Genomic DNA, 15,185 nt, shown 5'->3' on the forward strand with positions numbered 1-15,185 from the left:
ATGCGCGGCACGATGTCGATCCGCCGTCGCCTGACGCTGCTCCTGCTGGCGGGGGCGGCGGCGCTGTCGCTGATCGGCTGGCTTCTGGTGCGCGACGTGGTGGAACGCGCGGCGCAGGAAACCCAGGACGGCATCCTCGGGGCCGCCACCCGTGCCGTCGCCGATGAGATGCGGGGCGGGGTCGAGGGGGTCGAGATCGACATCCCCTTCATGGCTTTCTCGATTCTCGGGGCCGCTGGCGAAGACCGGATATTCTATCGCGTCACCGTGGGGGGCGAGACGGTGACCGGATACGGCGATCTGCCCCTGCCCGACGACGCGGCCACCCTTGCCCCGCGCTTCCTGTCGACGCCCTTCCGGGGCGAGGCGGTGCGCGTCGCCGTCATCGACCGGACCCTGTTGGCGGGCGGGCGCAGTGTGCCGGTCCGCGTGGCATTGGCGCAAGGCAACCGCAGCCGCGACGCCCTCGCCGCGCGTCTGTCGAACCGGGCCGCCGTGGTCGGCTTCGGCTTTTTCCTGATGGCGGCGGCGCTGGCGGTGCTGACCGCGCGCAGCGTGACGCGGCCCGTGCGGCACCTCGCGGATTCGGTGGCGCGGCGGGGGCCGGACGATCTGCGCCCGGTGGATCGTCCGGTGCCGACGGAACTCGCCCCCCTCGTGGCGGCGCTCAACGGGTTCATGGCCCGCCTCGACGCCGGGGCCGACCGGACCGAGACCTTCATCGCCGAGGCCGCCCACCACATCCGCACGCCGCTGTCGGCCCTGCGCGCCCGGGCCGAGATCGCCCTGCGCGGCGCGGATGAGGCGACGCGCGCCCATCTGCGCGACATCCTGCGCCTGACCGACGGGACGGCACGGACGGCGGGGCAGCTTCTCGACCATGCCGCGGTCGTCCACCGCTCGGACCAGCGGGGTGGCAGCGCCGAGATCGACCTGGCGCGCCTGGCCGACGACGTGGTGCGCGCGGCCCGGCCCCTGGCCGAATTGCGCGACATCCGCCTGACGCTGGATGTACCGGGGCCCGTCATCCTGCACGGCGACCGTGTCCCGCTCGAGGCGGCGCTGCGCAACCTGATCGACAACGCGGTGAAGTATTCGCCCGATGAAAGCGAGGTGCATGTGACGCTGCGCCCCGGCGCGACCCTGACGGTCGAGGACCGGGGCCGGGGCCTGAGCGATCCGCCCGAAGCCCTGATGCGCCGCTTTGCGCGCGGGGCGAATGCGGGCGACGTTCTGGGTACCGGACTGGGCCTGTCCATCGTGGAGACCGCCGCCGCCGCCCTCGGCGGCACCCTGACCCTGACCCCCCGCGACGGAGGCGGCACATGCGCCACGCTCTCTCTGCCCTCCTGATCCTCTGGTCCGCTGCGGCGGCGGCGCAGTCCGCCTTCGAGATCGAGGAGGAGCGCCTGTTCGACGCGCCGGGCACCGCTGTCGTGCGCATCGTCTCGACCACGGATACCGACCTGTTCGCCCCGATCGTCACCGCGTTCCAGGCCGCCAATCCGGAGATCGACGTCCACTACACGACCGCCGCCACGACCGAAGTGCACCGCGCGGTCGAAAGCGGCGCGGCTTTCGATCTGGCGATTTCATCGGCGATGGATTTGCAGATGAAGCTCGCCAATGACGGACTGGCCCTGCCCGCCCCTGGCCCCGCCGACTGGCCGCGACTGGCGCGGTGGCGCGACGAGGTCTGGGCCTTCGCGCAGGAACCCGTTGTCGCCGCCTTCGCGCCCCGGGCCTTCGAGGGGATGCTGCCCCGCACCCGGTCCGACCTGATCGACGCCCTGCGCCGGGACCCGGAGCGGTTTCAGGGCAAGGTCGGCACCTATGATCCAAACCGGTCGGGGGCGGGATACCTGTTCGCGACGCAGGACGCCCGGCAATCGGACACGTCCTGGCGGCTGGCCGAGGTGATGGGCGGCCTCGATCCGCGCCTCTATGCCTCGACGGCGGCGATGCTGCGAGACCTGCGCGAGGGGCGCATCCTGGTCGCCTACAACCTTCTGGGGTCCTATGCGACGGCGGACGGGTTCGCGGGGGTCGAGATGCTGGATTTCACCCATGTCCTGCTGCGCACCGCGCTTGTGCCCCGCTCGGCCCCTGCCCCCGATCTGGGCCGCGCGTTCCTGCGCTTCCTGTTGTCGCCCGAGGGGCAGGCCGCCGTCGCCGCGACCGGCCTTCCGCCCATCGATGCGGATGCACTGACCCGGGCGCCGCATCTGCGCCCGATCCGTCTGGATGCCGGGCTTCTGGTTTACGTGGATCCGCTCGTCCGGGGCCGGTTCCTGCGCGAATGGACCGAAGCCGTCCGCCAGCCGTGACGCCTCAGATCGCGCCCGACCGGCGCAGGTCGGCGATGTCTTCGGGCGTATAGCCCGCCTCGCGCAGGATCGCGTCGGTATCGGCGCCCAGTTCGGGGGGCGGGGCGGTCACGCGCGGCGCGGCCCCGTCGATATGCAGGCCGGTGCGGAAGGCGCGGATTTCGCGCCCGTCCTCCAGCGCATAGGTCGCGATCTGGTCGCGGCCCTTCACCTGCGGATGGTCCAGCGCCGCCTCGACGCTCAGGATTCGGCCCGCGGGCACGCCGATGGCGTTCAGCTCCGTCTCCCAGGTCTCGGCCGGGCGGGTCGCCAGAACCGCCCCCAAGGCTGCGTTCAGGGCCGACCGGTTGGCCTTGCGGTCAGCCCGGGTGACGAAGCGCGGATCGTCGATCAACGTGGCCAGCCCGAGGTGACGCGCCAGGGCCTCCCACTGGTCCTGTTTGTTGGCGGCGATGTTCAGGGGCCCGTCGGCGCAGGCATAGGCCGCCGAGGGGGCCGAGGTCAGGTTTTCATTGCCTGCGGGCACCGGGCGCACCCCGCCCACCAGCCAGTTCGAAACGGCCCATCCCATCGTGGCCAGCAGGCTGTCCAGCATCGACACGTCGATGACGCAGCCCCGGGGCCGTTGGTTCAACGCCGCCGAGATCGCCATCGCCGCCGTCAGTCCGCCGACAGTATCGCTGACCGGCCAGCCCGCGCGCTGCGGGGCACAGGCCGCGTCGCCGGTGATCGCCATCGCGCCCGACATCCCCTGCACGATCTGGTCATAGGCGGGCCGGTCCGCCAGCGGCCCCGACTGTCCGAACCCCGAAATCGCGCAGTAGATCAGGGCCGGGTTGGCCGCGCGCAGCACGTCTGCCCCGACCCCCAGACGGTCCATCACGCCGGGGCGGAAATTCTCGACCAGAACATCGGCCTTCCGGACAAGCCGGAGCAGCACGGCGCGCCCCTCGGCCGTCTTCAGGTTCAGCGTCAGCGACCGTTTTCCCGCATTGGGGGCCAGGAAACTGATGCCCATGCCCCGCGCGCTCAGCGCCTCGTCCTGGCCGAGTTGACGGGCAAGGTCACCGCCCTCCGGCATCTCGACTTTGGTGACGGTCGCGCCCAGATGGGCCAGCTGGTGACAGGCAAACGGCCCGGCCAGCACATTGGTCAGATCGAGAATGGTGATCCCGGCAAGGGGACCGTCGGGCGCTTGGGCGGACATGCCGCGACACTACAGCGCTTTGTCCTCGCGTCCAGCAAGCTGTTGCGCCGCCTCGGTTCCGAAGCCTTCGGCATCGCCCAGAAACAGCCCGACCTTGGCCAGCCGGGGCACCGCGTCGCAGACCACCTTGACCACGATGAGCATCGGGACGGCGACGACCATGCCCATCACCGACCAGATCCAGGCAAAGAAGGCGACCGACAGAAAGACCATCGTTATGTTCAGGCGCAGGCGCTGGCCCACAAGCGTGGGCGTGACGAACTGACCTTCGAAGGCGGTCAGACCGTAGTAGGTGCCCATCACCACAAGGGCGGCCCAAGGCGATCCGAAGGCGACGAAGGCGATGACCGCAGACACCAGAGCCCCCACCACGGCCCCCACGAAGGGGACGAAATTCAGCGCGGTCGCCATCAGGCCGATCAGCCAGGGAGACGGCATTTTCAGCCACCACATCGCAGCCCCGATGCACAGCCCGAGGCCGATGTTGATCAGGGTGATCGCCCCCAGGTAATTGCCCAGACGCGCCTCGATCGTGCGGATCGTCGCGACGGTCGTCTTCTTGTCCGAAAACCGATCCACCACCTGAACGGCCTTCTGGATGAAGAGATCGCCGGACGCGACAAGGAAGAACAGCAGGCAGATGGCAAAGACGATCTGCCCCAGAAGGCCCGGTGCGAAAGTGGCGACCGAACTTGCCAAGCCCATGTCATCGACGATCTCGACCTTCACGGGGGCACCCGGACCAGAGGAGCTCATCGTGTCGTTGGCGGCCTGCGACGCGCGCGCAAAGGGCTCCAGCATACCGCCGGGCGCGGTGAGTGTCGCACGGGCCTCGGCCAGAAGACGCGGGAAATCGCTGACGAAATCGCCGACCGGCTCGCTCAGGATGAAGCCGCCGAAAAAGAGAAAAACGCCGATGGAGACCGTGAAGAGCGCCGCCGAAACCGGGGCGGGAACGCCGAGCCGTTCCAGCCCGCGGCGCGGCGCATTCAGGATGAAATATCCAAGAAGGGCCGCGGTCACGGGTATCAGGAAATCCGCAGCGGTGATCAGCGCCTGAATGCAAAGCAGCACGAATATCCCGGTCACCGGAACCTGAAGGGGATGGCGCGCCTTTCGGACGCTTTCGTTATTGTGCGGGTCCAAGTGTGTCAGCCTTCACAGCGTTTCGATGTCCCATCGGCTCGCGCGGGCCGGTGGTCGTGTCGCGGGCGGTCTGAGCCTCGATCTCGGCGTTCAGTTCTCCGCCCAGAAGGATGACAAAAGCCGTGAGCCAAAGCCAGAGGAGGAGCACCACCACACCGGCGAGCGAGCCGAATGTCTGATTATAGCTTCCGAAGGATTGCACGTAGATCGAAAAACCGACCGAGGCCGCGAGCCAAAGGACAACGGCGAACAGCGTCCCCGGCGACAACCACTTGAGCCGCGCGGGCGCGCGGTCCGGTCCCCAACGATAGAAAAGCGCCAGCCCGCCCACGAACAGAAGGATCAGGGGCACATAGGCCACAAGGCGGATGCCCCGCTCGAACCCGGGGGCGAAGGCCATGAACGACAGCGCCAGCGGCAGGACGACAATCAGCAGGACCGCGATCAGCAGACCGATCATCATCGCAAGTGTGAAGGCTATCGTCAGCAGTTTGACGTGGAGGAAATTGCGGCTTTCGACTTCGTCATAGGCGATGTTGAGGCCTTCGATCAGGCTGCCCACACCCGTCGACGCCGACCAGAGCGCCAGCGACAACCCGAGGATGAATCCCAAGGTCAGTCCGCTTCCCTGACTTCCCGCGACTTCCGTCGCCTGATCCATCAGGATCTGCGCGACATCGGGGGGTACCAGTCCAGTCAGACCTTGCAACACGTCCACGACCTGTTCGGGGTCATAGAGCAGACCAGCAAGCGACATGAGCGCGGTGATGGCGGGGAAGACGGCGAGCAGGCCGTAAAACGCGACGCCGGCCGCGGTCAGTGCGACGTGGTCATGCGCCACTTCCTCTTTGACGCGCCAGAAGATGTCCTTCCAGCCCCGCGCCGGAATAGCCAAGGGCCGGGCCGCATCACGGCCTCGGCCCGGTTCGCGCGCGGCGATCTCTTCAGTCGTCTCGAGACGACGTGCGTCGGCGCTCATGCCAGGATTCCGGATGAGGCCCGGGCCGATTGGACCGCACCGTTCTGCTCCGCATGCCAGGCGCGCAGCAACCGCACATTGCGGCGGTTCGCCTTCAGCGTGACATCCAGAAGGTCACCAATGAGCGGAACCGACCCGACGACGAGATCGAGGCCGATGTTCCAGACCATGCGGCCCTTCACTGACAACGGCGCTCCCATCCGATGCGCAGACAGAAGGATGAAACCGGCCGGGGCCAGTGCCGCGATATCGCCCAGACCGGGCACCAAACCCAGGATGGCGTCCCATCCGAAACGGATATTCGTCCCGGGCAGCCGGAAGCGACTGTCCATCGCGACAGCGAGGCGGTCAAGGTTATCGAGCAGGGCGTCATGTTCATTCATCATTTCTGCAAACGCGCCAACACCGATCCGGGTTCCCTGCGGCAATTCGCACGGCTAGGCTGACGGCACATGGGGGAGACAAGAACATGACACAGGAACTCAAGGGACAGGTGGCCGTGGTCACGGGCGGTGCGCAGGGCATCGGCCTGGCGGTGGTGCTGCGCCTGATGGCGGCGGGCGCTCGGGTGGCCAGCTGGGACCGGCAGACCGATCAACCGGCGGCCAAGGCGGCCGGGGCCAGCACCTTCGCCTGCGACGTGGCCGATTACGCGTCGGTCGAGGCGGCGCTGGCGCAGACGGTCGACGCCCTCGGGACGCCCGCAATCGTGGTCAATTCGGCAGGTATCGCCGGGCCGAACATGCCGGTGGCGGAATATCCCTTGCGTGACTGGGCCCAGATCATCGAAGTCAACCTGACGGGCACCTTCCACGTGAACCGCGCCGTGGTGCCGGGAATGGTCGCGGCGGGCTATGGCCGCATCCTCAACATCGCATCGGTGGCGGGCAAGGAGGGCAATCCGAACGCCTCGGCCTATTCGGCATCCAAGGCGGGGGTGATCGGTCTGACCAAATCGCTCGGCAAGGAATTGGCAGGCCACGACATCGCCGTCAATTGCGTGACCCCGGCCGCCGCGCGCACACCGATCTTCGACCAGATGAGCGAGGAGCATATCGCCTACATGCTCTCGAAGATCCCGCGCGCACGGTTCCTCGAGGTGGAGGAAGCAGCCGAGATGATCGTCTGGGCCGTCTCGCCGGCCAACAGCTTCACCACGGCGGCGGTCTTCGATCTGTCGGGCGGTCGGGCGACCTACTGACAGATCAGGTGACCCGGCTCTTCTGGAGATAGGCCGGGTCATCCCACAGCCGATTGTCGATCACATCGGTCAGCACATCGACGGCGCGGTGAATGTCGCCCTCGTCCAGATAAAGCGGCGTGAAGCCGAACCGCATGAGGTCGGGCGCGCGGAAATCGCCGACGACGTCGCGCGCGATCAACGCCTGCATCATCGCATAGCTGTTGTCAGACGCGAAGGAGACCTGAGTGCCCCGTGCCGCCGGGTCACGCGGACTGGCCAGCCGCAGACCCGGGCAGCGTACCTCGACCTGCGCGATGAACAGTTCGGACAGGGCGATGGACCGACGGCGCAGATCGGCCATGTCCACGCCGTCCCAGACGTCGAGTGCCGCGTCGAGCGCCGTCAGCTGCAACACGGGCGGCGTGCCGACGCGCATCCGCTCCACCCCGGGCGCGGGGGTGTAGGACAGGTCGAAGTCAAAGGGCCGCTCGTGGCCCAGCCATCCGGACAGGACGGGGTCGATGGTGTCGACCAGATCGGGCCGCACATAGATGAAGGCAGGCGCGCCCGGACCGCCGTTGAGGTATTTGTAAGTGCAGCCCACGGCGAATTCGCAGCCCGACCCGGCCAGATCGACGGGCACCGCCCCGGCGCTATGCGCAAGATCCCAGAGCATCACTACGCCCGCCGCCTGCGCCGCCGCGGTGACGTCGCCCATGTCGTGCATCCGACCCGAGCGGTAATCGACCTGCGTGATCATCGCGACCGCCACCTCATCGGTCATCGCTTGCGCGACCTCTTCGGGGGCGACGATCCGCAACGCGTGACCGGCCCCGAGGTGTCGGATCAGACCCTCGGCCATGTAGATGTCCGACGGGAAATTGCCGCTGTCGGTCAGGATCACCTTGCGATCCGGTCGCATCTGAAGCGCCGCCGACAGGGCCTGATAGACCTTGACGGACAGGGTATCGCCCATGGTGACCGACCCCGCGGGTGCGCCGATCAGGCGTCCGACCCGGTCGCCCACGCGGGCGGGCTGGCCCATCCAGTCGTCGACATTCCAGCCCTTGATCAGATGCGCGCCCCATTCGTCCCGCACCATCTCGGCAAGCCGGGCGGGCACCGCCCTGGGCAGGGGGCCAAGGGAATTGCCATCGAGATAGACCATCCCCGGGGGTAGGTCGAAGCGATCCTTGACCGGCAATGCTGTCGTCTCTGGCGTCATCTCTGGTCTCCGAATTTGCCGTCACGCTTACGGCAAGTTAGTGGAGCACTACAACGTGCGCGACGCACAGGGGCGGGTGTCGCCTGCCCGACCGACGGGTCAGACGATGCCGCCGCCTGCCCCGCTGACCGCCGGACGGATGGCCGCGACCTGAGCCCGGTAGCCTGAAGCACGGTAGACCGCGACCGGATCGACCGCGCCCCCGGCCTCGAGCCGCGCCATGGCCAGGATCGGCTCCACGTCGGTGCGGAACCCGGCCTTGAGGGTCGTCGTGGCCATCAGCGCGTCGTTGTCTTCCTGATAGCCGTCGAGCGCCTTGCGGTCGACGAGCAGCGCCTGCGCATAGGCGCGCTGCACCTCGGTCGCAGAGACCATCAGGCTTTCGATGGGATCGGTCACGTTGTGGCTTTGGTCCAGCATGTGCATCGGGGCGAAACCGGGGTCCGCCTCGGCCTCGACCAACTCGTTGAAGACAAGGAACAGGCGGTAGGGGTCGATGCTGCCGGTATCCAGATCGTCGTCGCCGTATTTGCTGTCGTTGAAATGGAAGCCGCCGAGTTTGCCGAACTGGCGCAGGCGGGCGACGATCATCTCGATGTTCACATTCGGCGCGTGGTGGCCGAGGTCGACCAGACACTTGGCCTTGGCCCCCAATTGCTGCGCGATCAGAAGGTTGGTGCCCCAGTCCTGCACCACGGTCGAATAGAATGCAGGCTCGTACATCTTGTGCTCGGTCAGCAGGGTCCAATCGTCGGGCAGCGCGGCATAGACCTGCCCGGCGGCGTCCAGATACCGCTCGAACTGGCGGGTGAAGTTGGCCTGTCCCGGGAAGTTGGAGCCATCGCCGACCCAGATGGTCAGCGCCCTGGACCCGATCTGCGCGCCCAGATCGATGCAGGCGATGTTGTGCTCGACCGCCTGTTGCCGCGTGGCCGCGTCGGTGTGCGAGAGGGAGCCGAACTTGTAGCTGTGCGCCTGATCCGGCTGGTCCTGGAAGGTGTTCGAATTCATCGCGTCGAAGGTCAGCCCGACTTCTTCGGCCTTGGCGTTCAAATCGGCAGCGGGCTGTGCATCCCAAGGGATATGCAGCGAGACCGAGGGCGTGGCGCGGGTCAGCTGCTGGATCACGCCGCAATCCTCCAGCTTGTCGAAGATGTGCCGCGGCTCGCCCGGACCGGGGAAGCGCGCGAACCTTGTGCCGCCGGTGCCGACGCCCCAACTGGGAACGGCCACGCCGTAGGCCGCGACCCTGGCCTTGATCGCCGCGATGTCGATGCCGCGGCGGTCAAGGTGTTCGCCAAGGGCCGCGTAGTCGGCGCGAAGCCGGGCTTCGGCCCTGGCGTTCGACTGTTCGATGATGTCCGCTGTGATCATGCCCGCCCCCTTACCGTGTGAATGCCTGAACGTTGCCCGCATCGACATTCAGGATGTTTCCCGTCGATTTGGCAGACAGGTCCGAGGCCAGGAAATAAGCGGCTTCGGCGATATCTTCGGGCAGGACCGAGCGTTTGAGCATCGAGCGGTCGCGGTACATCGCCTCCAGCCCCTCCTTGTCGGTGCCATAGGTTCCGGCCCGCTGGTCCAGCCACTCACCCTGCCAGATCTTCGACCCCCGAAGCACAGCATCGGGATTGACCACGTTAACGCGCACGCCCATCGGCGCGCCCTCCAGCGCGAGGCACCGGGCCAGGTGGATTTCCGACGCCTTCGCGGTGCAATAGGCCGAGGCATTGGGCGACGCGGCCAGCCCGTTCTTTGAGGCGACGAAAACGATGGCCCCGCCCATGTCCTGCACCCGGAACAGCTTGAACGCCTCGCGACTGACCAGGAAATAGCCCGTGGATAGGATCGCCATGTTGCGGTCCCACATGGCGAGGGTTGTCTCCTCGACCGGGGCGGAACTGGCGATGCCCGCGTTGGAGACCAGGATGTCGACCCCGCCGAATTCGACGGCGATATACGCATAGGCCGCCGCGACCGCCGCCTCGTCGGTCACGTTCATGTTGACGGTCCGCACGACGTCCGCGGAATGACGCGCGCTCAGCGCTTCGGCGGTTTCGGCCAAGGCGGCATCGTCGATGTCGGCCAGCATCACGCAGGCCCCTTCCCGCAGGTAGCGCTCTGCGGTGGCCGACCCGATGCCGCCCGCCCCGCCAGTGACGAGGGCCACGCGGCCCGCCATCGACTTGGGCGCGGGCATACGCTGCAACTTGGCCTCTTCCAGAAGCCAGTATTCGATGTCGAAGGCCTCCTGCTCGGGCAGGCCCCGGTATTCAGACACGGAATCCGCTCCGCGCATCACGTTGATCGCGTTGACATAGAACTCGCCCGAGATGCGCGCCGTCGCCTTGTCCTTGGCAAAGGTGATCATGCCGACGCCGGGCACCAGATAGACCACGGCATTGGGGTCGCGGATCGCCGGGCTGTCGTCGCGTTTGCAGCGGTCGTAGTAGGCTTGGTACCCCTCGCGGTAGGTGGCGACCGAATCGGTCAGCCCGGCAAGGGTCGCGTCCACATCCGGATTGGCCGGGTCGAAATCGACCACCAGCGGCCGGATCTTGGTGCGCAGGAAATGATCGGGACAGGACGTGCCAAGCGCGGCCAGACGCTCCATGTCCTTGGCGTTCACGAATTCCAGAACGGCGGGCGCGTCGGTGAAATGGCCGACCATATGCTGCTGGCCCGACACCATGCCGCGGATCGCGGGCATCAGGCGGGCGGCGGTGGCGCGGCGCTGATCTGCGGGCAGGCTCTGGTGCTTCGCGCCACCGAAGGCCGGTTTGCCGGCGGTCTGATCGGCGAACCAGTCCATCGCCGTCTGGATCGTGCGCAGCGTCAGATCATAGCAGTCCCGCGCATCGTCGGCCCAGGTGAACAGCCCGTGACTTTCCAGAACGACGCCCTTCGCCTCGGGGTTCTTGGCGCAGAAATCCGACAGCCACAGACCCAGTTCATAGCCCGGCTTCTTCCACGGCAGCCAGCCGATGCTGTCGCCGAAAATCTGCTGCGTCAGGGCCTTGCTGTCCTTGGCCGCCGCAATCGCGATGATCGCGTCGGGGTGCATGTGATCGACGTGCCTGGCGGGCACATAGGCGTGCAGGGGCGTGTCGATGCTGGCCGCGCGCGGGTTCAGGTTGAAGGTGCAATGGGGCAGATAGCCGACCATCTCGTCTTCGTAGTCCACCCCCCGATAGAGGTCGCGCAGGGCGTTCAGCTTGTCCATGTAGAGGGTCGAAAAGCCGTCCATCTTGATGGACCCGACATCGCCGCCCGACCCCTTGACCCAGAGCACCTCGACCATCTGGCCGGTCAGCGGGTCTTTCTGGGTCACCTTGGCCGAGGTGTTCCCGCCGCCGTAGTTCGTGATTCTCTTGTCGGACCCCAGAAGGTTGGAGCGATAGAGCAGCTTTTCGGGCTCGCTCATCGCCTGCGCCTTCGCCTCGTCCCATTTGTTTTCAAGGCGTTCATCGGCGGATGCAGTGGTCATCGTCGTCTCCCTGGGCGGCACGAAGCGTCGCGCCTCTTGCGGGAAAGCTGACCGGATCAAAGGGTCAAGTCAATCAGTATCCGTCAAGATCAATCATGCTGCACCGCAGAATGATTGATAATGATAATTCGTGATTGACAGTGACGGGTGAGTCGCTCCACGCTGACCCCAGGGAAGAGGGAGAACCATGCACGAGAAGGACCGCCATCGCGTCATTCTGTCCGCCGTTCAGGATCGGTCGCTGGTGACGGTTGTCGACCTTTGTGCCCTGACCGGCGCGTCCGAGGCGACGGTGCGCCGCGACATCAACACGCTCGACACACAGAAGCGCCTGCGCCGGGTGCGCGGCGGGGCCGAGGCCCTGACCAGCAAGCCCTTCGTCGGTCTGGCCGGGCGGCCGTTTTCCGTCAACGCGACGATGCACAGCGCCGAAAAGCAGGCCATCGCCGCCGCCGCGGTGGACCTGTGCGAGGATGGCGAGCCGATCATCATCAACGGCGGCACCACGACATTCCAGATGGTTCACCCGCTGGCGTCGCGGCGGATGCAGGTCTTCACCAACTCCTTCCCGATCGCCGAACACCTGCTCAAGAACACGCGCAACACCGTCATGCTGTCGGGCGGCATCATCTACCGCGAGCAGAACATCATCCTGTCGCCGTTCGACAATGACGTGACCCGCAATTTCTATGCCAAGCGGATGTTCATGGGGGCGCAGGGCATCGGCCCGCTCGGGCTGATGGAGCAGGATCCGCTGATCGTGCAGGCCGAAGAGAAGCTGATCGGTCAGGCGGATGAACTGATCGTCCTCGTCGACAGCTCGAAATTCGCGAACCGGTCCAGTCTTGTGCTCTGCCCGCTGGACCGGATCGACACGATCGTCACCGATGACGGCATGGACGACCGCAACGCGGCAATGCTGGAGGCGGCGGGTGTGAAACTGATCGTGGTGCCCTCGGGTGCCGCGCAGAAAGAGGGGGTCGCGTCCTAGCGGCCTTTCGAAAACGCTCTTCAGGGAGGAAACCATGAGTGTATTCAAGAAACTGATCGCGTCGGTCGCCGTCGCGGGTGCTACGCTGGCAAGTCCGGTCTTCGCGCAGGACGACGTGCGCATCGCCCTTGTCGTCAAGGCGCTCGGCATCGGCTTTTTCGAGGCCGCCGCGCGCGGTGCCGAAGAGGCCGCCGCCGAATTGGGCAACGTGGAGATCATCTATACCGGCCCGACCGACACCACCGCCGAAGGCCAGATCGAGGTCATCAATGCCCTGATCGCCCAGAACGTCGATGCCATCGCGGTGTCGGCCAATGACACCGACGCCCTGGTCCCCGCGCTCAAGCGGGCGATGGATCGCGGCATCACCGTCATCAGCTGGGATTCCGGCGTCGCCCCCGAGGGCCGTCAGATGCACCTCAACCCGTCGTCCAACCCGCTGATCGGCAACATGATCATCAAGCTGGCCGCCGACCATCTGCCCGATGGCGGCCAGGTCGCTCTGCTGTCGGCCACGACCACCTCGACGAACCAGAACATCTGGATCGAGGAAATGAACAAGGTGATGGGCAACTATCCGGGCATCGAGGTGGTCGCCACGGTCTATGGCGATGACCTTGCCGACAAATCCTATCGCGAGGCGACGGGCCTGATGCAGTCCTATCCCGACCTCGACGCCATCATTGCCCCGACCTCGGTCGGCATCGTCGCGGCGGCGCAGGCCGTGGTCGACGCGGGCAAGGTCGGTCAGGTGAACGTGACCGGTCTGGGCCTGCCCTCCGAGATGGCCGGCGCCATCGAGAGCGGTGCCTCGCAGTCCTTCGCCATCTGGAACCCGATCGATCTGGGCTATTCCGCGACGATGCTGGCCTATGAGCTGAGCCAGAACGGCATCGAAGCCGCACCCGGCGCGGAAATCCCCATGGGCCGCATGGGCACGCTGACGTTGGACGACAACAACGAGGGCGCGATGGCCGACCCCTTCGTCTATGACGCCAGCAACATCGACGAATTCAAGTCGATCTTCTGAGCCATGAGCCCTTGTCCCGGTGCGACGCCGCATCGGGACAGACCCTTCGCGCCCCTGCAAGATGAGCCCGATGATGTCCGAGCGTGCACCGCCCGCCATAGCCCCCGTGGTCTCCATGGACGCGATCACCAAGACGTTTCCGGGGGTCCGGGCGCTCGACCAGGTGCGGCTCGACCTCTATCCCGGCCAGGTGACCGCCCTCGTGGGCGAGAATGGCGCGGGCAAATCCACAACGGTCAAGATCCTGACCGGCATCTACCACCCCGATGGTGGCACGATCCGGATCGACGATGCGCCCGTCACCTTCGCCGGGCCAAATGACGCCTCGGCCGCGGGTATCACGGCGATTCATCAGGAAACCGTCCTGTTCGACGAGCTTTCGGTGGCCGAGAACATCTTCATCGGCCATGCGCCCCGCACCCGCCTGGGCCTGATCGACCGGGCCGCGATGCACCGCGATGCCGCCGCCCTTCTGGCCGAGATCGGCGCCCCCTTCGGCACCCATACCCCGCTGCGCGACCTCGGCATCGCCAACAAGCACCTTGTGGCGATTGCCCGCGCCCTGTCCGTCGATGCCCGCGTCGTCATCATGGACGAGCCGACGGCGGCCCTGTCCCACAAGGAGATCGAGGAGCTCTATGAGCTGGTCGAGACACTGAAGTCGCAAGGCAAGGCCATCCTCTTCATCAGTCACAAGTTCGACGAGATCTTCCGCATCGCCGACCGCTTCACCGTGTTCCGCGACGGGGCCTTCGTGGCCGACGGCATGATCGCCGACATCACCGAAGATGCGCTGGTTTCCATGATGGTGGGCCGGTCCGTGAACCAGATCTTTCCCGCGCGCAGCGCCCTCGTGGGCGAGGACGTGTTGCAGGTCGTGGGCTATGATCACCCGACCGAATTCGCCGACATCGGCTTCACCCTTCGGCGCGGCGAAATCCTGGGGTTCTACGGCCTTGTCGGCGCGGGCCGGTCGGAATTCATGCAGTCGCTGTTCGGGATCACCAAGCCGAGCAAGGGCGTCTGCAAGATCAATGGTCGGATCAGCGTCATCCGCTCCCCCGCCGACGCCGTGGCCGCCGGGATCGTCTATGTCCCCGAGGACCGGGGCAAGCAGGGGGCGATCATCGGCCTGCCGATCTTCCAGAACATCACCCTCCCGTCTCTTGGCCGCACGTCGCGGTCAGGGTTCCTGAAGCTGGCCGAAGAATTCAGGCTGGCCCGCGAATACGCCGAACGCCTCGACCTGCGGGCGGCGTCGCTGGATCAGGACGTGGGGAACTTGTCGGGCGGCAACCAGCAGAAGGTGGTAATCGCCAAGTGGCTGGCCACGCAGCCGCAGGTCATCATCCTGGACGAGCCGACCAAGGGCATCGACATCGGGTCCAAGGCCGCCGTCCATGACTTCATGGCCGAACTGGCGGCGCAGGGCCTGTCGGTCATCATGGTCAGCTCGGAAATCCCCGAGGTCATCGGCATGTCCGACCGCGTCATCGTCATGCGGGATGGACGCATCGCGGCAGAGCTTTCGGGCGACGCCTTGACCCCCGAAACGCTGGTCCGGCACGCCGCGGGCATCACCGCCGCCCCCGAATTGCAGGAGGCCTAGG

The 15,185-nt window shown here is 66.5% G+C and carries 13 protein-coding genes; 6 read left to right on the top strand and 7 right to left on the bottom strand.

Features of this window, described 5'->3' with window-relative positions; all coding sequences use genetic code 11:
* A complete protein-coding gene (locus tag BM002_RS05450) occupies positions 1 to 1,353 on the top strand; it encodes a sensor histidine kinase (RefSeq protein WP_175484806.1) in 1,353 nt (450 codons plus the stop codon).
* Positions 1,326 to 2,327, top strand: coding sequence for an ABC transporter substrate-binding protein (locus BM002_RS05455; RefSeq protein WP_092778028.1), 1,002 nt, complete (start codon positions 1,326 to 1,328; stop codon positions 2,325 to 2,327). The genes BM002_RS05450 and BM002_RS05455 overlap by 28 nt, the downstream gene beginning before the upstream one ends.
* Before the next feature lie 4 nt (positions 2,328 to 2,331).
* Here the strand turns inward: BM002_RS05455 and BM002_RS05460 are convergent, their stop codons facing one another.
* From BM002_RS05460 to BM002_RS05475, 4 genes are read right to left on the bottom strand one after another with little or no spacing between them, the layout of a single operon-like run.
* Positions 2,332 to 3,534: a CaiB/BaiF CoA transferase family protein gene (locus BM002_RS05460; protein WP_092778030.1), complete on the bottom strand. Its 1,203-nt coding sequence runs from the start codon at positions 3,532 to 3,534 to the stop codon at positions 2,332 to 2,334.
* A 9-nt stretch (positions 3,535 to 3,543) separates the two neighbouring features.
* Positions 3,544 to 4,680, bottom strand: coding sequence for an AI-2E family transporter (locus tag BM002_RS05465; RefSeq protein ID WP_175484807.1), 1,137 nt, complete (start codon positions 4,678 to 4,680; stop codon positions 3,544 to 3,546).
* The gene (locus BM002_RS05470) at positions 4,664 to 5,659 is read right to left on the bottom strand and encodes a YihY/virulence factor BrkB family protein (protein ID WP_092778034.1); all 996 of its coding nucleotides are present in this window, start codon (positions 5,657 to 5,659) and stop codon (positions 4,664 to 4,666) included. The genes BM002_RS05465 and BM002_RS05470 overlap by 17 nt, the downstream gene beginning before the upstream one ends.
* Complete coding sequence (locus BM002_RS05475) at positions 5,656 to 6,042, bottom strand: DUF4112 domain-containing protein (protein WP_092778812.1); 387 nt, start codon at positions 6,040 to 6,042, stop codon at positions 5,656 to 5,658. The genes BM002_RS05470 and BM002_RS05475 overlap by 4 nt, the downstream gene beginning before the upstream one ends.
* 86 nt (positions 6,043 to 6,128) lie before the next feature.
* Here BM002_RS05475 and BM002_RS05480 point away from each other — a divergent pair, with 86 nt between their 5' ends.
* Complete coding sequence (locus BM002_RS05480; protein WP_092778036.1) at positions 6,129 to 6,860, top strand: SDR family NAD(P)-dependent oxidoreductase; 732 nt, start codon at positions 6,129 to 6,131, stop codon at positions 6,858 to 6,860.
* Between the two features lie 4 nt (positions 6,861 to 6,864).
* Here the strand turns inward: BM002_RS05480 and kynU are convergent, their stop codons facing one another.
* The 3 genes from kynU to BM002_RS05495 all read right to left on the bottom strand — a co-directional run bounded on the left by kynU (position 6,865) and on the right by BM002_RS05495 (position 11,554).
* Complete coding sequence (gene kynU / locus BM002_RS05485) at positions 6,865 to 8,067, bottom strand: kynureninase (protein ID WP_092778038.1); 1,203 nt, start codon at positions 8,065 to 8,067, stop codon at positions 6,865 to 6,867.
* A gap of 99 nt (positions 8,068 to 8,166) precedes the next feature.
* Positions 8,167 to 9,441, bottom strand: coding sequence for an L-rhamnose catabolism isomerase (gene rhaI, locus BM002_RS05490; RefSeq protein ID WP_092778040.1), 1,275 nt, complete (start codon positions 9,439 to 9,441; stop codon positions 8,167 to 8,169).
* Positions 9,442 to 9,451: 10 nt separating this feature from the next.
* On the bottom strand, positions 9,452 to 11,554 hold the full coding sequence (locus BM002_RS05495) for a bifunctional rhamnulose-1-phosphate aldolase/short-chain dehydrogenase (RefSeq protein WP_092778042.1): 2,103 nt from the start codon (positions 11,552 to 11,554) through the stop codon (positions 9,452 to 9,454).
* Between the two features lie 187 nt (positions 11,555 to 11,741).
* Here BM002_RS05495 and BM002_RS05500 point away from each other — a divergent pair, with 187 nt between their 5' ends.
* From BM002_RS05500 to BM002_RS05510, 3 genes are all read left to right on the top strand, one after another.
* The gene (locus BM002_RS05500) at positions 11,742 to 12,545 is read left to right on the top strand and encodes a DeoR/GlpR family DNA-binding transcription regulator (protein ID WP_092778044.1); all 804 of its coding nucleotides are present in this window, start codon (positions 11,742 to 11,744) and stop codon (positions 12,543 to 12,545) included.
* Between the two features lie 34 nt (positions 12,546 to 12,579).
* Positions 12,580 to 13,575 carry a rhamnose ABC transporter substrate-binding protein gene (gene rhaS / locus BM002_RS05505; RefSeq protein ID WP_092778046.1) on the top strand — a complete coding sequence of 332 codons (996 nt, stop codon included), beginning with the start codon at positions 12,580 to 12,582 and terminating at the stop codon, positions 13,573 to 13,575.
* 73 nt (positions 13,576 to 13,648) lie between these two features.
* The gene (locus BM002_RS05510) at positions 13,649 to 15,184 is read left to right on the top strand and encodes a sugar ABC transporter ATP-binding protein (RefSeq protein ID WP_092778813.1); all 1,536 of its coding nucleotides are present in this window, start codon (positions 13,649 to 13,651) and stop codon (positions 15,182 to 15,184) included.
* The last annotated feature ends 1 nt before the right edge of the window (position 15,185 follow it).

The sequence above is a fragment of the Jannaschia pohangensis genome (genome assembly GCF_900113875.1).
Taxonomy (GTDB): Bacteria; Pseudomonadota; Alphaproteobacteria; order Rhodobacterales; family Rhodobacteraceae; genus Jannaschia; species Jannaschia pohangensis.